Raw genomic sequence first — 17,615 nt, 5'->3', positions numbered from 1 at the left:
ACACCGTTTCGTCCTGGCCGGCGCCCTGCGTTCCGAACAGCCGCTGGACCATGGACACGGCCCCGCGGTGGTGCTGGATCATCAGGTTCAGGAACAGCTGGTCGAACCCGGCGCCGGTGGCCCGCTGCAGCTGGGCCACCTGCTCCGGCGTCAGCATGCCGGGCATCATCGCGTGCCCGGCCGCGTGGTGCGCGTGCGCCGCATCCGGAACCGGCTGGCCGCGGTCGCGCAGCCACTGCTGCATGGTGGCGATCTCGTCTTCCTGCGCGTTGATGATCCGCTCGGCCAGCCGCTTGACGGCGGGGCTCTGCGCGCGCGTCGGTGCCAGGCGCGAGATCTCGATGGCCTGCGCGTGGTGGCCGATCATCCCCGTCATGAACTCGGCGTCCGCGGGCACCCACGGGTGGCGCGCCACGTCCAGCGCCGTCATGCCGCCGCCCTGCGAAGCCGGCTGAGGCGTGGAGACGGGCTGGGGTGCGGGCGCCGGGGCGGCCGCGACGGGCTCCGGGGTCGTACCGCCGCAGGCGGAGAGCGCCGCGGCGGCTGCGAGGGCCAGACAGGATCGAACGGGCGAGAACGGCATTCCGGGTGGCTCCTGCGGGTGCGGAATGGGCCGGGCTTCCTACATGCTGCAATTCTAGCACGTCCGGGAGCGTTGGCAAGTGCGGTGCGCCGCGGTGAGGTACGCCAGAACGGGCGCGAGGGTTTCGCCGCGCCGTTCCGCGGCCCCGAGGTGGACAATCGGCGCGGGAACCGTTAACTCATCCGCCGCCCGACTCGTTCTCCCCGACACCCGCCGTTTGCCGATGAACACAGCCCTGCTTCGCATATCCGCCGTCCTGGCGCTGGCCGCCTGCGCGGCGCCGCCCGCACCCGTCACCGCGCCCGCGGCGGGCGCTCCGCCGTCCGCCATCGCGCTTTCCCCTCCCGGCGCCGACGCGTCGTTCTATCCGGCGTGGTCGCGCAACGCGGTGATCTACGAGGTGAACGTGCGCCAGTTCACCCCCGAGGGCACCTTCGCCGCGCTGGAGCCGCACCTGCCCCGGCTGAAGGGGCTGGGCGTCGACATCCTGTGGCTGATGCCCATTCAGCCCATCGGCGTGCAGAACCGCAAGGGCGGGCTGGGCAGCTACTACTCCATCCGCGACTACACCGCCATCAACCCGGAGCACGGGACGGAGGCGGATTTCAAGCGGTTCGTCAGCGCGGCGCACCGGCAGGGGATGCGGGTGATCCTGGACTGGGTGGCCAACCACACGGCGCACGACCACGCCTGGACGCGCGAGCACCGCAACTGGTACACGCTGCGCCCGGACGGCTCCATCTCCTATCCGCTGGACCAGCAGGGCAAGGAAACGGACTGGACCGACGTGGCCGACCTGAACTTCGGCAACGCCGACATGCGCCGCGCGATGATCGGCGAGATGCGGTGGTGGCTGGACGAGATGGGCATCGACGGCTTTCGCGCTGACGTGGCGTGGGGCGTTCCGTACGAGTTCTGGGCCGAGGCCCGCCCCGCGCTCCTGTCCGCCAGGCCCGACCTGTTCCTGCTGGCCGAGGCCGAGGACCCGCGCCTTCACCAGTGGTTCCACGCCACCTACGCGTGGGAGATGCACCACCTGCTGAACGAGATCGCGCAGGGGAAGAAGGGCACGGGCGAGCTGGACCCCTACTTCGCCCGGCAGGACAGCCTGTACGGCCGCGGCGCGTACCGCCTGACGTTCACCAGCAACCACGACGAGAACAGCTGGCAGGGCACGGAGTTCGAGCGCATGGGCCGCAACCACCTGGCGGCCTTCGTGCTGAGCGCCACGGCGCAGAACTCCATCCCGCTGCTGTACTCCGGCCAGGAGGCCAGCCTGAACAAGCGGCTGCGCTTCTTCGAGAAGGACACGGTGGATTGGAGCGGCCCGTCGCTGGCCCCGTTCTACTCGGCCATGTTCGGGCTGAAGCACACCCAGCCGGCGCTGGGCAACGGCCCGTGGGGCGCGCCGCAGGTAAAGCTGCAGACGGACGGCGGCGACCGCGTGTACGCCTTCACCCGGACGGAGGGAAACAACACGGTGCTGGTGGCCGTCAACTTCGGTGACCGGACGGCGGCGGTGGGGTACCAGGGGCTGGAGCACCCCGGCGCGTACACCGACTGGTTCAGCAAGGACTGGGTGCAGCTGGGCGCCACGGGGCGGCTGAACATTCCCGCGCACGGCTACCGGGTGCTGGTGCGGTAGGGCGCGGGATGGAACGGAAAGAGACGCCCGCGGGGGCGTCTCTTCTGCTCGCACCACGGCAGGCCGGCGCGGCCGGCGGTCAGCGCAGGATCAGCAGCTGCACCAGCACCCAGCCCATGAAAATTCCCGCGATGAGACCGATGATTACCGGCGTCAGCAGGCGAAACCGGTTCTTCCAGGGATTCCGGGCCACGTCTCCTCGCTCTTCGATTCCAGATCCAGTTCCGGCCAGCCGCCCCGCCGGTGCGGAGCCGTTTCGCCAAACCCGTGCCGCATCCCTCCCAGCGCGCGCAGGCCGGCAAGGTCGCCGCCCGCCGTCCCCCCGCGCAAGGGTGCGCACGTGATCGCCGGCATCGGCATCGACATGGTGAACATCCCCCGCTTCCGCGAGCTGATGGAACGGCGCGGCCCGGCTGCCATCGCTCGCTTCTACACCGCGGGCGAGGCGGAGCGCTGCGCGGTATCGAAGTCGCCCACGGAATCGTTCGCGGCGCGGTTCGCGGCCAAGGAGGCGTTCTTCAAGGCGTTGGGCACCGGGTGGGGACTCGGTGGACGATGGACCGAGGTAGAGGTGGTGTCGGCCCCGTCCGGCGCGCCCTCGCTGCGGCTGACGGGGCGCGCGGCGGAGATCGCGGCGGAGCGGGGGATCGTCCGCATCCACCTGTCGATGACGCACACCGACGACACCGCCGCCGCCTTCGTGGTGCTCGAGGCCGGCTGACCATCAGCGCGGACGGACGCGGCGGTTGACAGCGCTCGCGTCGCGCGGCCACTTTGCCGCCGTTCGCACCCCTCTTCTCCGACCGTACGCGGGACCGCTGGCAACTTGAATACGGCGCTGCTGTACGCCCTGGCCGCGGCCGGGGCCAATCTGCTCGGCGGGCTGATCATCACCGCCCCGTCGAACACCGGGCGGGCCACGCAGCGCCTGATGATCGCCTTCGGTGCCGGCTTCATGATCGCCACGGCGCTGGTGGGGATGATTCCGCACGCCGTAGAGGCCGGGCCCAACGCCGCGATCGCCGTGCTGGTGGGCTACCTGCTCGTTCACCTGACGCAGCACGTCCTTACCCCCCACTTCCACTTCGGCGAGGAAACGCACCAGCACGCGATGGTGAACCCCTGGGTGGGGACCGCCGCGCTGCTGGGGCTGCTGCTGCACACCTTCTTCGACGGCGTGGCCATCGCCAGCGGCTTCGCCGTGGGCGAGTGGCTGGGGCTGCTGGTGTTCCTGGCCATCCTCATCCACAAGATGCCCGAGGGCGTCACCGTCGCCTCCATCATGCTGGCCAGCGGCAACTCGCGCCGCCGCGCCATCGTGGCCGTGCTGCTGCTGGGCCTTTCCACCGTGCTGGGCGTGCTGCTGACGTCGCAGGTGAAGATGCTTTCCACCACGGGGCTGGCGCTGAGCGCGGGGGTCACGCTGTACGTGGGCGCATCGAACCTGGTGCCCGAGGTGCAGAAGAAGCCCAGCCGCGGATCGGCGCTGGCCGTGTTCCTGGGCGCGGGGCTGTTCTACGCCACCTACCTCGTCCTTCGCCGCTACGTGCACCCGTGAGCGACCTGTCCCTGTTCGGCGAGGCCCAGCCGCCCGTGAAGAAGGCCGCCGCGGCGCCGCCCCCGGCCGAGTCGTCCGCGCCGCTGGCCGAGCGGATGCGGCCGCGCACGCTGGACGAGATCGTGGGCCAGCAGCACCTGGCCGGGCCGGACGGCACCCTGCGGAAGCTGCTGGCGACGGGGCACCTGCCCAACCTGATCCTGCACGGCCCGCCGGGCAGCGGAAAGACAACGCTCGCCCGGGTGATCGCGGGGGAGAGCGGCTTTTCGTTCCTTCCCTTCAACGCGGTCAGTGAGGGGGTGCCGCGGCTGCGCGAGGTGGTGAAGGAGGCCGAGCTGCGGAAGAAGGCCGGCCAGCGCACGCTGCTGTTCGTGGACGAGATCCATCGCTTGAACAAGGGGCAGCAGGACTTCCTTCTTCCGTGGATCGAGTCGGGGCTGATGACGCTGGTAGGCGCCACGACGGAGCACCCGGCGTTCGAGATCAACCCCGCCGTCCTCTCTCGCTCGCGGGTGCTGGTGCTGGAGCCGCTGAGCGAGGACGACGTGCGCAGCGTGGTCCGCCGCGCGCTGGGGGACGAGGAGCGAGGGCTGGGCGGCGCGGGCGTTTCCATCGACCCCGAGGCCGAGGACGTGCTGGTGCGCCACACGGGAGGCGACGCACGGCAGGCGCTGACGGGGCTGGAGATCGCGGCGCGGCTGGCGGGCACGGGGGCGATTACGCCCGAGGACGTGCGCGAGGCGCTGCAGCGGCCCACCGCGCGCTACGACACCTCGCTGATGTACGAGATGCTGTCGGCGTTCCACAAGTCGCTGCGCGCGAGCACGGGGAGCGGCGCGCTGTACTGGGCCATGCGGATGATCCAGGTGGGCGAAGACCCCAAGACAGTGTTCCGCCGCCTGGTGGCCGCCGCGTACGAGGACGTGGGATTGGCGGACCCGCAGGCGGGCATCGTGTGCGTGAACGCCATGCTGGCGTACGAGCGCCTGGGCGTGCCCGAGGGGCTGCTGCCGCTGTACAACGCCATCCTGTACGTGGCGAACGCGCCGAAGTCGAACCGCGCGTACCTGGCGGGGGGCGCCGCCGCGCAGGCCGCGCGCGAGCACCCCGACGCGCCCATTCCGCTTCACCTGCGCAACCCCACCACGTCGCTGATGAAGGAGTGGGGCTTCGGCGAGGGCTACAAGTACGCCCACGACTATCCGGGCGGCTACACGCCCCTGCAGACGCTGCCCGACGACATCGCCGACCAGCGCTTCTACGAGCCCACGGACCGCGGCTACGAAGCCAAGATCGCCGCCCGCATGCGAGACCGCGGCGACCCGGGGTGATGCTGGCGGGCTCGGTCCGCAGAAGCAGAAGAACCCGCTCGGCTACGTGGCCGGCGGGTTCTCCGATTTGTTGTCCCGCACACCCTGCTACGCCGCGTCGCGTCCGCGTGCCGGGATTCCCTGCGTTTCCTGGATGAGCACGTCCGCGGGAAGATCCAGTTCTTTCGCCAGTCGGCGGATCATGGGGAGGGTCAGCTGGCGCTTGCGAGAGAGCACCTCAGAAACGCGGCCGCGGGAGCCAATCATCGGCTCCAAGTCACGCGGATGCAGATTACGCTGCTCCATGCGCACGCGGATGGCTTCAATAGGATCGGGCGCCGGAATGGGCCAGTGGCGCGCCTCGTACGCCTCGATCAGCGTCACCAGCACGTCCAGATGGTCACCGTCCGGGGTTCCAGGCTCCGCGTTCATCAGGGCGTCGACTCGGGCGAGGGCCGCCCTGTAGTCCCCTTCGGTGCGGATCGGGTGAATGGCGAGGCTCATCAGATCGTCTCCGCGTCGATGTCGTCGTACTCTGCGTGCGTGCCCACGAACCGGATGTACACGACCCAGTAAGCATAGTTGATGCGGGCCACCAGCCTGAAGCGATTTCCGGCGATGTTGAATACGACGCGGCTGTCCTTCAGGATGCTCGCGTCACCGTACGTTGACTTAACATCGGCCGGAGCCGCCCAGTCTGCCCGCTGCACTGTGCTGAACCACACTTGGAGCGCGGTCTCGGCCTCTGCACCTCGAGGGTGGTTTTCCCAGAACTGGCGCAACGTGCTTCGTGCGATGATACGCATGTCACAAGCTTAGTCTGTTCCCATGGCGGGAGCAAGGCCGGGATTTCTCGCCATTGCCGTGAGAACTCGTCGACCCAGGCTCACCTCCTTCGCTGCCCTGCGTGTGGGGGAACTCCCCTCAATGATGATTCGGTTCCCCGGACCCGCGGCGGCCGCGTGGCGCGCTATCTTCACCGCGTTCCTCGAGAGCGCCACCCGTCATGAATCGGATCCGAAGATGTCATCGAAAATCCGCATCCTGCTTGCCGACGATCACGCCGTGCTGCGCAGCGGGCTCGACGCTCTGCTCGGCCTGGAGGACGACTTCCAGGTCGTGGGGCAGGCGGCCGGCGGCGAGGAGGCGGTGGAAAAGACGCGCCTGCTGCGGCCCGACGTGGTGGTGATGGACCTGGCGATGCCCGGGATGGACGGGCTCGAGGCCACGCGCCAGATCGCCGCCCTGGAGATCGGCGCGCGGGTGCTGGTGCTGACCTCGCAAACCGAGGACGAGTTCCTGCTGCCGGTGCTTGAGGCGGGAGCGAGCGGATTCGTGCGCAAGACGAGTGCGGACGTTGACCTTCTGACCGCCATCCGGACCGTCGCAGGCGGCGAGGTGTTCCTGTATCCCAGCGCCACACGCGTGCTTCTGCGCAAGTACCAGCAGGCGCGCGAGCCGCAGCCAGAGGGGCCGCTCGACAAGCTGAGCGAGCGCGAGCGCGAGGTGCTCACGCTGACTGCCGAGGGCTACAGCAGCGCCGAGATCGGCAAGAAGCTGTTCCTTTCGCCCAAGACGGTGGACACCTACCGCGCCCGGATGATGCAGAAGCTGGGGCTGACCCACCGAGCCGAGCTGGTGAAGCTGGCGCTGGAAACGGGGATGTTGAAGCCGGCGTAAGGTCACGCGGAGGCGCGGAGGAACGGATGAGCCGCGGAGGGGTTTCGCACCTCTCCGCGGCTCTCTCTTTCCCTCCGCGCCTCCGCGTGAAAACCGGTTTTTCGGCTCAGTGCGCTTCGTCGATGGCGGTCAGCACGTCGATGGGGGTGACGATCCCCAGCAGGATGCCGTTTTCCACGACGAGCGCGCGCTGCACCCGCTCGCGGACGAAGCGCCGGACCAGGCGGGGCAGGGGCTCGTCGGGGGCGATGGTGGGGCCCACCGGCCCCATGACGTCGCGAACGCGCAGGCGCTCCGGCGCGGCTCCGGAGCCCGCCGACAGGCGCACCAGCTCCGTCTGCGACGCCACGCCCAGGATCTTTCCCGTCGGCGCGAGCACGGGGGCCGAGCGCACGCCCGACTCCAGCAGCGTCTGCGCAAGTTCCGGCAGCGTCATCTCGGGGACGACGGTCACCATCTGCATCCTCATGACGTCGCGCACCGTGGTCGCCCGCAGCGCCCGCGCGGCAGCCGTTTTCATCGCCTGCTTCTCCCCAGTTGACCGTGCATGGGCGCGAGCCGGAGTTCGCGCGATCTGCCCTGAAGCTAGCCGCGCCGAGCGCCGCGCGTGGCCGGGAGCCGCAGGAATGGCGTGTGGGGAAGTTTCCGCATCCGCGCCTTGCGTGGGTCGCGGCCGGTAGACGAATCCTGTTCGCGCCGCCCGTGGCGCCCTAAGTTCTGGCCGAACTCGCATCAGGGAATCGAAGAGCCCGCATGACCGATCCGTCCCCCATCCGCGACGCGTCCACCGAAGAGCCCGGCCTCGTCCGGCTGCTGCAGGTGGTGGCCGTCGCGGCGAACGAGTCCACGAGCGTCGAAGGCGCCCTGCAGACGTGCCTGGACGCCGTCTGCCGGCACACCGGCTGGCCCGCGGGACATGCGTACCTGGTGGAGGCCGAGGGCGAATTGGCGCCCACCGGCATCTGGCACCTGGCCGCGCCGTCGCGCTTCCCTCGGCTCCGCGAGGTGACGCGGCAGACGCGTTTCGCCGCTGGCCAGGGGCTGGCGGGCCGCGTCCTGAGCACCGGCGAGCCGGGATGGATCGAGGACGTGCGGCGCGACCCGGAGTTCGTCCGCACGGTGGCGGCTGACGAGGGAATCCACTCCGCGGTGGCCTTTCCCGTGCTGGTGGGGCGCGAGGTGGCGGGCGTGCTGGAGTTCTTCGCCGACTGTCCCCTGGCGCCGGACCCGGCGCTGATGGGCGTGATGGCCAACGTGGGCACGCAGGTGGGCCGGGTGATCGAGCGCGCCCGGGCAGAGGAGGCGCTGCGGCTCTCCGAGGCCAAGTTCGCGGGGATCATCTCCATCTCGTCCGACGCGATCGTCTCCATCGACGAGGACCAGCGCATCGTCTTCTACAACCAGGGCGCCGAGCAGACCTTCGGCTACGCGGCCGAGCAGGTGATGGGCGAACGCGTGGAGATGCTGATCCCGGAACAGCACCGCGCCGACCACGAGGCCCGCGTGCGCGAGTTCGGCGACTCGCCCATCGTTGCGCGGCGGATGGGCGAGCGCGGGCAGATTTCCGGCTGCCGGTGGAGCGGCGAGGTGTTTCCTGCGGACGCCTCGATATCCAAGCTGGAGGTGGGCGGCAAGCGCCTGTACACGGCCGTGCTGCGCGACGTGACGGAACGCGTGAGGGCCGAGGATGCGCTGGCGCGGCAGGCGCAGGAGCTGGCCCGCTCCAACGCCGACCTGGAGCAGTTCGCCTACGTGGCCTCGCACGACCTCCAGGAGCCCCTGCGGATGGTGGCCAGCTACACGCAGCTGCTGGCGCGCCGCTACCGCGACAAGCTGGACGACGACGCCCACGAGTTCATCGGCTACGCGGTGGACGGCGTGACGCGGATGCAGGCGCTGATCGGCGACCTGCTGGCGTACTCGCGCGTGGGCAAGGGCGGCGGGGCGGTGGAGCGGGCAGACCTGGAGGCGGTGTTCCGGCGCACGCTGGATGTGCTGCGGACGGCCATCGAGGAAAGCGGGGCCACAGTGACCGCCGGCCCGCTCCCCACCGTGGCGGCGGACCCCGTGCAGATGGGCCAGGTGCTGCAGAACCTGGTGGGCAACGGGCTGAAGTTCCACGGCGCCGAGCCTCCGCGCGTGCACGTTTCGGCGGAGCGCAGGGACGGCGAGTGGGTGATCTCGGTGCGCGACAACGGCATCGGCATCGCGCCGGAGTATGCGCAGCGCATCTTCGTGATCTTCCAACGCCTCCATACCCGCGCCGAGTACGCCGGAACGGGAATCGGTCTGGCCATCTGCAAGAAGATCGTGGAGCGGCACGGCGGGCGGATCTGGGTGGAATCCGCCGAGGGGCAGGGCTCCACCTTCTTCTTCACCCTTCCCGCGGGAGACGAGGCGGAATGAGCGCGCGCACAGGGTCGCAGCCCATCGAGGTGCTGCTGGTGGAAGACAACCCGGGCGACGTGCGGCTGACGCGCGAGGCGCTCAAGGAGGGCAAGGTGCACAACAACCTGTCGGTGGCCCCCGACGGGGTGGAGGCGCTGGCCTTCCTTCGCCGCCAGGGCAGGTACGCCGACGCGCCCCGGCCGGACCTGATCCTGCTGGACCTGAACCTTCCCAAGAAAGACGGGCGCGAGGTGCTGGAAGAGATCAAGGCCGATCCGGCGCTGCGCACCATTCCCGTGGTGATCCTCACCACCTCCGAAGCGGAACGCGACATCGCCCGTGCGTACGACCTGCACGCCAACTGCTACATCACCAAGCCGGTGGACCTGGACCAGTTCATCACGGTGGTGAAGTCCATCGAAGACTTCTGGTTCACCATCGTAAAGCTCCCTCCCGAGCCGCGGCCGTGACCGAGCCCGTCCGCATCCTGCTGGTGGAAGACAACCCCGGCGACGCGCGCCTGCTGCGCGAAACGCTGCGCGAAGCCCACTCGCTGCCGTTCCACCTCGTCCATGCGTCGCGATTGTCCGAGGCGCTGGAGCTCGTGGCCACGGAGCCGCCGGAGGTGGTGCTGCTGGACCTTTCGCTTCCCGACGCGCACGGGATGGATACCGTGGGGCGGATGCTGGAGGCCGCGCCCGAGGTGCCCATCATCGTGCTGACCGGGCTGGCGGACGAGACGGTGGCGGTGCAGGCGGTGCAGTCGGGCGCGCAGGACTACCTGGTGAAGGGCACGGTGGAGGGCGGCACCCTGGCCCGCGCCATCCGCTACGCCATCGAGCGGAAGCGGCTGGAGGGCGAGCGCGCACGGCTGCTGCGCAACGAGCAGGAGGCCCGCGCCGCCGCCGAGGCCGCGGTGATGGCGCGCGACGAGGTTCTGCGCATCGTGGCGCACGACATCGGCAACTCGCTGAGCGCGGTGAAGATCCACGCGAGGGTGCTGGAGCGCACCCTGCCCGCGGACCAGGTGGACGTCCGGAGCCGCATCGAGTCCATCCGCCACCTCACCCAGCAGATGGACCGGCTGCGGCAGGACTTGCTGGACGTCGCCGCGATCGAGGCGGGGCGCCTGTCGTTCGAGCCCGCGGAGCTGAAGGTGGGGGAGGTGGTGGACGACGTGCTCGCCGGCGTGGGGGGGATGGCGGCGGAGAAGGCGATGGAGGTCGGGTCAAGCATCGGCGCCGATCTCCCCGCCGCGTGGGCCGACCGCGAGCGCATCCACCAGGTGCTCTCGAACCTCGTCGGCAACGCGGTCAAGTTCACGCCGCATGGGGGCCGCGTCCTCGTCACCGCGAAGGCGGAAGACGGCGAGATCCGCGTCTCCGTCGCCGACACGGGGCCGGGGATTCCGCCCGAGCACCTTCCGCACGTGTTCGACCGCTTCTGGCAGGCGCGGAGCACCCGGCGAGCGGGGGCGGGGCTGGGCCTGGCGATCGCGCGAGGGATCGTGGAGGCGCACGGCGGCGCGATGGGCGTGGAGAGCGAGCCCGGGCGGGGAACCCGCTTCCACTTTACGCTGCCGCTGGCCTGAACGCCCGACCGGGTCGGCCTCCTCAGCGCGGCGGACAGGCGATCATGGACAGGACGTCGGCGGGTGTGGGCGACTGGCGACGGGCCGTCAGCTGCGCCACGAAGGCAGTGGTGTACACCTGCACGGCTCTTCCCCCGCCGATCACGTCCACGCGGAAGAGCTCCTGCGGATTCAGGAGTTCCAGTTCGAACCAGCCACCGAACGCCGGACGCTCGTCGACGATGATGCAGACGCGCGTCGGCCCTCCGCGAACCATCACGCAATCCTGCGGGCCGTCCGAGGGTTTCGCCATGGCGCCGCACGAAACGCCTACCATGCCCATGCGCGCCCGCACGAACTCCTTGGCGTTGGGATAGCTGCTCGACCTCAGCTCGTTCGCATCGAAGCCGCGTGCCGTGGCCCCGGAAGAATTCATGCGGCGCTCGAACCGCCGCGACTGCACCTTGATGGCCTCCATCACCAGCGGTTCCACTTCCAGCTGCACCTCGAGCTCCAACCCCTGCTCTCCCACGCGCCACACCGCCACGCGCGAGCGGTATCCGATGCGCGAGACCATCGTCTCGTGGTCGCCCGGCGGAACGTCGCGCACGGTGAACACGCCATTGGCGTCGGCCACCGCCACGCCTGGGACGGTCGAAACGCGAACCTGCGCTCCGGGCAGCGGCGCCAGCGTCGCCGCGTCCACCACGCGCCCCAGCACCACGGCTCGTGCTGGCGGGGCCGCGGGAGCGCTGGCCTGTTCGCCCGTCTGCGCGCGTACGGGCGAGGTGGCGGCGAGCACTACCGCTGCTACGATCCCGAGCGACGGGAGGCGGGCGAACTTGCGAAATGTCATCGGAACATGCGAGGCAGCGCGGGGCTCATCGATTGGGGACCTCGATTGAAGATAGGAGGGCCATGGCAAGCGTCCAAGCCCCACGGAGGCACGGTCGGCGAGGAGATGCAGAACGGCAGGGGACCCACCGCGGGTCCTCCGCCGTTCTCTCTCTCTGCGGCTCCGCGCCCGTGCGTGAGGCCGCGGTTACGGCTTGTACGTCTCCCGCGCCGTGGGGAACGCCGGCGCGGGCCAGGCGCCATACTTCTCCACGGTGTACTCGCCGCGCCAGAAGTCCGGCGGGCCGTCGCTGTCCTGCACCCGGTTGCGCACCGGCCTCACGCCCTGCTTGAGGTACGCGGCGATCGCCCACAGGTCCTCGTCGGGCATGTGGCGCCACGCGGGCCACGGCATGGGCGGGGCCAGGTACTTGGGATTCGCGGGATGGTTGCCCTGTCCCGGCACCGACGAGGTGATGTCGACGTCCGGGGTTTCCCCGGGCCGCAGGCCGTAACGCAGCGCGTTGAAGATCTGCCGCTCGCTGAAGCGTCCCAGCCCGGTGGCGTTGTCGGGCGTCAGGTTGCGCGGCCGGGTGACGAACGGGCCGATCTGGAAATCCATGGTCGTGTCGCGCATTCCGACCAGCCACCCCTCCTGCGACGGGTTCAGCCCCCCTCCGTGGCACGCGCTGCACGCCGCCGACGCGGCGAGCTCGCGGCCGCGCATCAGCTGCGCCGCCCGCTCGGGCGCGCGCATCTCTTCGGCGGCGGTGGGGAACGGCGGCATCACGTGCGTCCCGATCTTCGCGGGCGTCACCTCGCTGGCCCAGAAGTCCGGCGGCGACTCGCTCCGCCGCACCTGGTTGTGCACCGGGCGCACGCCGTGCTTCAGGTACGCGGCGATGGCCCAGAGCTCCTGGTCGGACATGAACCGCCAGGCCATCCACGGCATGGCGGGCGACAGGTAGTTGGGCGCGGCCGGGTGATTCCCCTGGCCGGGCACCATCGAGGTGATCTCCACGTCCGGCGTGGCGCCGGGCCGCAGGCCGTAGCGCAGGGCGTTGAAGATCTGCCGGGCGCTGTATCGCCCGGTTCCCGTCTCCGGGTCGGGCGTCAGGTTCGCGGCCCAGTAGCGAAACGGGCCGATGTTGCCGAAATCGTCCTCGCCCGAGGCGCCTGCCAGCCACCGGTCCGACGCCGGGTTGACGTTGCCCCCGTGGCAGGCGCCGCAGTCGCGGTTGATCACCAGCTCCCGCCCGAGCATCACCTGCTCGGGCGTGGCCGCGCCGGCGGGAAGACCCGGCCCCGCACTGGCGAGCGGGGCCGTACCGCCGTCCGCGGCGTCGCTGCGGGGAAGCGGCCCTCCGCAGCCCGCCAGGGTGGAGAGGGCGGCGAGCGCCGCGAGCCCGAGAATCGGCCGACGATGGGTCATGGGTGAGCCTCCCATGGCTAACGGACCTCCAGGACGCCCATCATCCCGTGGTCCTCGTGATCAAGGATGTGGCAGTGGAACATCCACTTCCCCGGGTAGTTGTCGTACCGGACGATGAGCCGCGCCGTCTGGTGCTTCGGCACGTTCACCACGTCCTTCCAGCTGCGGAACGCCTCGGGTACGCCGTCGCGGTCCAGCACCTGGAACTGAAACCCGTGCAGGTGGAACGGGTGGTCCATCCCCACTACGTTCTCGATCTCCCAGATTTCCGTGGCGCCGAGCCGTGCCGCAACGTCCACGCGGCCCATGTCCATCAGCCGCCCGTTGATCATTCCCTGGCCCAGGACGATGGTGCGCCGGGCCGTGGCCTGCAGCGTGTCCAGCACGGGTACGTGGCGCAGCGTGACGGGGAGGAGGGGAGGGACGGCGGCGGGCCCGGCGGTGTACTGCAGCGCCAGGAGTTCGCGCGCGCGGTTCCAGTCCGCCGGGCGCGTCTGGGGGATGTAGCGGTCGTACGGCAGCGTCTGCAGCACGGCGCGCGCGCCTGGCTGGCCGGTGGCGCGCACCAGCACCTCCACCCGCTCCGCGTTGGCCACGACCAGTTCGTTCACCTCCACGGGGCGCTCGAACAGGCCGCCGTCGCTCCCCACGTGCAGCAGGGTGTGCCCGGGCAGGTGAAGCCGGAGCACGCGCGCGGCGGAGGCGTTGATGAGGCGCCATCGCTGCACCTCGCCCGGGCGGATGCTCACCGTCGGCATCACCTGTCCGTTCACCAGCAGCACCTCGCCCTCGCGGCCGTTCTCGCGGTCGGCCGTAGCCTGGGGCGACCCGTGCTGGGGAAAGTCGAGCCCGCCGTCGCCGTTCACCCGGTTGTCCATGAAGATCAGCACCTTTTCGGGGAGCGTTGACGGAAGCGGGTCGTCATCCGCCCGGACGACCACGGCTCCGTACAGCCCCATGCCCACCTGGTGCCCCGTGCGGTGGTCGGGATGAGGATGGTACCAGTACGTCCCGGCGGACCCCCGGCGAACGGTGAAGTCGTAGGTGTAATCTTCTCCCGGCGCGACGGGGTGAAAGGGGCTTCCGTCCGCCGTGAACGGCAGGTGCAGCCCGTGCCAATGCACCGTCGTGGCCTCGGGCAGCCGGTTGCGGAAGTGCACCACCACCCGGTCGCCCTCGCGCACCTGCAGTGTGGGCCCCGGGCTGCCGCCGTTGTACCCGAACCCGTGCGACCGGGGCGCGCCGGGAATGATGGACTTCTGCAGGGGAGCGGCGGTGAGCGTCACCTCCACGACGCGCGGATCCGGGTTCTCGTCCACCAGGACGGGGAGGTCGGGGTCGCCCCGCGGGGTTTCGGCCGCGTGGATGGCCGGCGTTCCGGCGGTCGCGAGACACGCGAGCAACGCCAGTGCGGTGGGTCGGGTCATGAGGTGTCCTGCGGAGGATGCTGCGGCGAGGAACGCGCTGGGGAGCGGCCGCTGAAGGGCCGCGCCCGGTATGGTAATGCGCCGCGGCAGGGTGTCCAAGGGAATTCTTTTCTCCCCATGACGGATACGCGCAGTCCTGCGCGAATCACTGCCATCTCGAGTGCCCTCTGCTTTTCTCTCTGCGGCTCTGCGCCTCTGAGTGAGGCCGCAGTTGATCTCATACGGAAGCGGAGCGGGGAGCCCTGATCGGGCTTCCCGCTCCGTGCGCGCGTCCGGTAAGGAGGTCGCGTACCTGACCCTGTCGTCCGTCGTTCCTTCAGGCCCGCATGAATGACCCGGGACGGCGCCCCCGAGATGCCGTGGATCAGAAGGCGATCACGCCCTCGATCAGGATCCCGCTGAACTTGCCGCCGTTGCGGATGTCCGTTGCCGCGAACCCGTCGTACTCCTGCGTCACGTATTCCACCTTGGTCAGCAGGTTGCGCGTCAGGAACCAGCCGGCCGCGAGCGCCGTGCGGCGCACCTCCAGGTCCTTCTGCCCCGAGAAGTCGCCGTTCACCCGGTTGTAGCGGGCGCCCACGTACAGCTGGTCACGGAACAGGCGGTAGACCACGTCTCCGGCGAGCTGGTTCACCTCGCGGCGCTCCGCCTCGGCGGCCGACTTGCCGCTGGCCCGCTCGATCACGCCGAAGACTTCCAGGTTGCCCAACTCCACGTAGGGGTTCAGCTGCACGGCGCGGATCTCGTTGCTGAAGCCGGGGTTGATGCGCCCGTTCGTGAACGCCGTGCCTTGGCGCAGAGTCGAGCTGTCTTCCATCACGCCCCAGTAGTGCGAGCCCGTGCGGTCGCCGCCGTACAGCGTTACCGCGGGCGACGACTCGGCCGTGTACATGCTGCCCGTCAGGCGAAGGCGCAGGGCGTCGGTGAGCTGGCGGTCGAAGCCCAGCTTGCCCAGGAAGGCCGGCGAGGCATCGACCGCGCCGTCCTTGATGTTGCCCTTGTTCTCGCCCGTGGTCACGCCCCCCAGGACGAACGTGCCCAGCGGCCCGCGCAGCATCACCTCGGCGCCGATCTCGGTGGTGAAGGCGTCCAGGATGTAGTTCTCGACGAACGGGTTGCGGAGCGCGTTCCCGTTGTCCGTGCGGCGGAAGTGCGCGTCGCCGTAGTTGATCTCGAAGTGGCCGGCGCGGATGGTGGTGAACTCCATGATCCGGTTCAGCACGGGCACGTCGAAGGGCGAGGCGTCGATGGTGGCGAAGCCGCCCTTCACCCAGAACTCGTTGTGGTGGCGGCTGGCCATGTAGCTTTCCAGGTCTACCCGGATGCCGCGCGCCAGCTGCACGCCGATGTTCAGGTTGGCGGCGGCCAGGTTGAAGCCGGGGCGGATCTCGCCGAGCACCGTCTTCGTGGCCGGCGTGGCGGTGTTCTCGTGGTCCAGCGACTGGAAGGTCTGCGCGAACGCGCCGCCGATCTGCATGCTCAGGCCGTTGAACTCCAGCCCCTGCTTGGGTGCCTCGAACTGGCCGATGGCTCCCGCTGCGGGCGAGCCAACCGTGACGACGGCCCTCGGAACGGCGGTGGCGGGCGGGGTGGTGTCGGCCGGGGTGGCCACGCCGCCGCCGGGGATGTCCTGCGCCGCGAGGGGGCCGGCCACGAGGGCGGCCGCGATCAGCAGCGTACGATTGAGGGTTTTCATCGAACTTTCTCCGTCATACGGAGTCTCCGGTCCAGCGGGGGCGCGGAGGTGCGCCCCCGTTCACTTCCGCGGCGGGTGCCATCCGCCGCCCGATCATCGTTCAGGGCCTCAGCACCACGTCGAAGCCCACCGTCACCGGCGCGTGCACCCTCATGGTCCCCGCCATCAGCCGGGGCGGCTGCACGCCAAAGTCCGTCATGGTGATCCGCTCGCTGCCGCGCACCCGCAGCCCGTTGCCTTCGCGCGCCGCCGTGCCGTCGATCGTCACTTCGCGCGTCTGCCCGGCGATGGTCAGCTGGCCCGTCATCGCCACGGTGCCCTGCGCGGGCGAGGTGGGCGTCACCCGCACCGAGATCGCACGGAAGCGGATGCTGGGGTTCTGCGCGGCCTTGAGGGCGGTCCGCATGTGGCCGTTCATCGTCCCGTTGCGGCAGTCCAGGGTCTGCACGGGAATGGTGATCTCGCCGCGGGCCTGGCCCACCTGGCTCATCTCGGTGCCGGCCGCGTCGGCGGTGCCCGTCACCTGCGTGCTCTCGCAGCGGAAGCCGCGGACGGTGGACATGCCCTCTACCCACACCTTGCTGCCGTTGCCGAAGGTCAGCGTGGCCGCCGACGAGGCGAGCAGCGCGGGGGTCGCGAGGATCAGGGCTGCGGCGAACAGTTGGTTGCGCATGGTGCTTTCTCCGTTGCGCGGCCGGCGATCTCATCCGCCCCCGGCCCGTGGCGGGGAGGGCCGCCGCTGCGTCCCTCCGACTGCAACCAAGCTAGGGCCCGGCAGGGGCACGGATTGTCGGGCGTGTCGTGGAAGAGCTGTGGGGGGGCAGGCGCGCCGCGGTGTGGTCCGCGTGGATGGTATCGATCGAGAAATCCCTGACACGGGGCCCAGGAGCGGGAACGAAGAAGCGGACCGCCCGGGTGAGGATGGTCCGCTTCGAGTCTCAGGCTGATTTCAGCGGCTGGCGATGCCGTGCGGGGTCGCGCATCCGCCGGTGCCGGACTGCAGCGAGAGGACTACGCGCCCGGCGCGCGGCACCGACGACTCCATCCGCACCATGATCCTGCGCGCGTCATCCGTCAGGTGCACCTGGATGATGCCGTCGCCGCCGTACCGGTTGGGGTCGCGCACCCGCAGCTCCACCTCGATAGCGCGGAACTCGCCGGCGGGTACGCGCACTGTGCCTCGGCCGATGACCCGCACGGTGACCGGGTTGCGCCCGGGCTCGTAGTGGCGGTTGATCGTGTAGGTGTCGCCGTCGTCCAGGCGCAGCGTCCGCAGCACGTACAGGAACGAGAGCTCGTCCAGCGGGGCAGCCGTCGTCATGGCGCCGCCAGTGCCGTTCAGCCCCTGCCAGCGCCGCGCGGACAGGTCCATCCTCACGTCCTGCGTGGCCGACGACACGGGCGAGCGTTCGCGCTTGGCGTAGCGCACGCTGGCCCGCGCCGCGGGATCGAACCACGACGTGGTCTGGTCGGTGACGGCGACCGGCCCCAG

Annotated in this window: 18 protein-coding genes; 8 read left to right on the top strand and 10 right to left on the bottom strand. The window is 70.2% G+C overall.

Features of this window, described 5'->3' with window-relative positions; translation table 11 throughout:
- On the bottom strand, window positions 1-583 hold a 583-nt coding region (locus VIB55_RS20535; protein ID WP_331878539.1), incomplete at its 3' end, for a DUF305 domain-containing protein.
- Window positions 584-806: 223 nt separating this feature from the next.
- On the opposite strand from VIB55_RS20535, the gene VIB55_RS20530 reads away from it, so the two are divergent.
- From VIB55_RS20530 to VIB55_RS20515, 4 genes are all read left to right on the top strand, one after another.
- On the top strand, window positions 807-2,228 hold the full coding sequence (locus tag VIB55_RS20530) for an alpha-amylase family glycosyl hydrolase (protein ID WP_331878538.1): 1,422 nt from the start codon (window positions 807-809) through the stop codon (window positions 2,226-2,228).
- Between the two features lie 340 nt (window positions 2,229-2,568).
- The gene (locus VIB55_RS20525; protein ID WP_331878537.1) at window positions 2,569-2,949 is read left to right on the top strand and encodes a holo-ACP synthase; all 381 of its coding nucleotides are present in this window, start codon (window positions 2,569-2,571) and stop codon (window positions 2,947-2,949) included.
- A 105-nt stretch (window positions 2,950-3,054) separates the two neighbouring features.
- Window positions 3,055-3,786, top strand: a complete 732-nt coding sequence (locus VIB55_RS20520) for a ZIP family metal transporter (protein ID WP_331878536.1) — start codon at window positions 3,055-3,057, stop codon at window positions 3,784-3,786.
- Entirely contained in the window at window positions 3,783-5,117 is a 1,335-nt protein-coding gene (locus tag VIB55_RS20515; protein WP_331878535.1) for a replication-associated recombination protein A, read from the top strand. The genes VIB55_RS20520 and VIB55_RS20515 overlap by 4 nt, the downstream gene beginning before the upstream one ends.
- An 87-nt stretch (window positions 5,118-5,204) precedes the next feature.
- Here VIB55_RS20515 and VIB55_RS20510 read toward each other — a convergent pair whose 3' ends face one another.
- Complete coding sequence (locus VIB55_RS20510; protein WP_331878534.1) at window positions 5,205-5,600, bottom strand: transcriptional regulator; 396 nt, start codon at window positions 5,598-5,600, stop codon at window positions 5,205-5,207.
- Window positions 5,600-5,902 (bottom strand): type II toxin-antitoxin system HigB family toxin, encoded by a 303-nt coding sequence (locus tag VIB55_RS20505; RefSeq protein ID WP_331878533.1) that lies wholly within the window; start codon window positions 5,900-5,902, stop codon window positions 5,600-5,602. Before VIB55_RS20505 ends, VIB55_RS20510 begins: the two co-directional genes overlap by 1 nt.
- A gap of 217 nt (window positions 5,903-6,119) precedes the next feature.
- Between VIB55_RS20505 and VIB55_RS20500 the strand changes: the two genes are divergently transcribed.
- Complete coding sequence (locus VIB55_RS20500; RefSeq protein ID WP_331878532.1) at window positions 6,120-6,776, top strand: response regulator transcription factor; 657 nt, start codon at window positions 6,120-6,122, stop codon at window positions 6,774-6,776.
- A 106-nt stretch (window positions 6,777-6,882) separates the two neighbouring features.
- Here VIB55_RS20500 and VIB55_RS20495 read toward each other — a convergent pair whose 3' ends face one another.
- Window positions 6,883-7,296, bottom strand: a complete 414-nt coding sequence (locus tag VIB55_RS20495; protein ID WP_331878531.1) for a CBS domain-containing protein — start codon at window positions 7,294-7,296, stop codon at window positions 6,883-6,885.
- Window positions 7,297-7,529: 233 nt separating this feature from the next.
- On the opposite strand from VIB55_RS20495, the gene VIB55_RS20490 reads away from it, so the two are divergent.
- From VIB55_RS20490 to VIB55_RS20480, 3 genes are read left to right on the top strand one after another with little or no spacing between them, the layout of a single operon-like run.
- On the top strand, window positions 7,530-9,182 hold the full coding sequence (locus VIB55_RS20490) for a sensor histidine kinase (RefSeq protein ID WP_331878530.1): 1,653 nt from the start codon (window positions 7,530-7,532) through the stop codon (window positions 9,180-9,182).
- Window positions 9,179-9,634: a response regulator gene (locus tag VIB55_RS20485; RefSeq protein ID WP_331878529.1), complete on the top strand. Its 456-nt coding sequence runs from the start codon at window positions 9,179-9,181 to the stop codon at window positions 9,632-9,634. Before VIB55_RS20490 ends, VIB55_RS20485 begins: the two co-directional genes overlap by 4 nt.
- Window positions 9,631-10,755: a hybrid sensor histidine kinase/response regulator gene (locus tag VIB55_RS20480; protein ID WP_331878528.1), complete on the top strand. Its 1,125-nt coding sequence runs from the start codon at window positions 9,631-9,633 to the stop codon at window positions 10,753-10,755. Before VIB55_RS20485 ends, VIB55_RS20480 begins: the two co-directional genes overlap by 4 nt.
- 22 nt (window positions 10,756-10,777) lie before the next feature.
- On the opposite strand, the gene VIB55_RS20475 is transcribed toward VIB55_RS20480, so the two are convergent.
- The 6 genes from VIB55_RS20475 to VIB55_RS20450 form a co-directional block, all read right to left on the bottom strand.
- Window positions 10,778-11,590: a carboxypeptidase regulatory-like domain-containing protein gene (locus VIB55_RS20475; protein ID WP_331878527.1), complete on the bottom strand. Its 813-nt coding sequence runs from the start codon at window positions 11,588-11,590 to the stop codon at window positions 10,778-10,780.
- A 186-nt stretch (window positions 11,591-11,776) separates the two neighbouring features.
- On the bottom strand, window positions 11,777-13,000 hold the full coding sequence (locus VIB55_RS20470; RefSeq protein ID WP_331878526.1) for a c-type cytochrome: 1,224 nt from the start codon (window positions 12,998-13,000) through the stop codon (window positions 11,777-11,779).
- Window positions 13,001-13,017: 17 nt separating this feature from the next.
- Window positions 13,018-14,427 carry a multicopper oxidase family protein gene (locus tag VIB55_RS20465; RefSeq protein ID WP_331878525.1) on the bottom strand — a complete coding sequence of 470 codons (1,410 nt, stop codon included), beginning with the start codon at window positions 14,425-14,427 and terminating at the stop codon, window positions 13,018-13,020.
- A 364-nt stretch (window positions 14,428-14,791) separates the two neighbouring features.
- Window positions 14,792-16,123 carry a hypothetical protein gene (locus tag VIB55_RS20460; RefSeq protein WP_331878524.1) on the bottom strand — a complete coding sequence of 444 codons (1,332 nt, stop codon included), beginning with the start codon at window positions 16,121-16,123 and terminating at the stop codon, window positions 14,792-14,794.
- Between the two features lie 100 nt (window positions 16,124-16,223).
- Window positions 16,224-16,796 carry a YceI family protein gene (locus VIB55_RS20455; RefSeq protein ID WP_331878523.1) on the bottom strand — a complete coding sequence of 191 codons (573 nt, stop codon included), beginning with the start codon at window positions 16,794-16,796 and terminating at the stop codon, window positions 16,224-16,226.
- Between the two features lie 276 nt (window positions 16,797-17,072).
- On the bottom strand, window positions 17,073-17,615 hold a 543-nt coding region (locus tag VIB55_RS20450; RefSeq protein ID WP_331878522.1), incomplete at its 5' end, for a DUF3108 domain-containing protein.

The sequence above is a fragment of the Longimicrobium sp. genome, from assembly GCF_036554565.1.
GTDB lineage: Bacteria > Gemmatimonadota > Gemmatimonadetes > Longimicrobiales > Longimicrobiaceae > Longimicrobium.
The sequence above is the reverse complement of the archived record's forward strand: the minus strand, read 5'-3'. Positions and strand labels throughout refer to the sequence as shown.

Coding starts and splice junctions, on each gene's coding strand:
- VIB55_RS20510 (WP_331878534.1), bottom strand. CDS start 5,600: ATGAGCCTCGCCATTCACCCGATCCGCACCGAAGGGGACTACAGGGCG.
- VIB55_RS20460 (WP_331878524.1), bottom strand. CDS start 16,123: ATGAAAACCCTCAATCGTACGCTGCTGATCGCGGCCGCCCTCGTGGCC.
- VIB55_RS20490 (WP_331878530.1), top strand. CDS start 7,530: ATGACCGATCCGTCCCCCATCCGCGACGCGTCCACCGAAGAGCCCGGC.
- VIB55_RS20500 (WP_331878532.1), top strand. CDS start 6,120: ATGTCATCGAAAATCCGCATCCTGCTTGCCGACGATCACGCCGTGCTG.
- VIB55_RS20505 (WP_331878533.1), bottom strand. CDS start 5,902: ATGCGTATCATCGCACGAAGCACGTTGCGCCAGTTCTGGGAAAACCAC.
- VIB55_RS20455 (WP_331878523.1), bottom strand. CDS start 16,796: ATGCGCAACCAACTGTTCGCCGCAGCCCTGATCCTCGCGACCCCCGCG.
- VIB55_RS20485 (WP_331878529.1), top strand. CDS start 9,179: ATGAGCGCGCGCACAGGGTCGCAGCCCATCGAGGTGCTGCTGGTGGAA.
- VIB55_RS20495 (WP_331878531.1), bottom strand. CDS start 7,296: ATGAAAACGGCTGCCGCGCGGGCGCTGCGGGCGACCACGGTGCGCGAC.
- VIB55_RS20530 (WP_331878538.1), top strand. CDS start 807: ATGAACACAGCCCTGCTTCGCATATCCGCCGTCCTGGCGCTGGCCGCC.
- VIB55_RS20470 (WP_331878526.1), bottom strand. CDS start 13,000: ATGACCCATCGTCGGCCGATTCTCGGGCTCGCGGCGCTCGCCGCCCTC.
- VIB55_RS20475 (WP_331878527.1), bottom strand. CDS start 11,590: ATGACATTTCGCAAGTTCGCCCGCCTCCCGTCGCTCGGGATCGTAGCA.
- VIB55_RS20465 (WP_331878525.1), bottom strand. CDS start 14,427: ATGACCCGACCCACCGCACTGGCGTTGCTCGCGTGTCTCGCGACCGCC.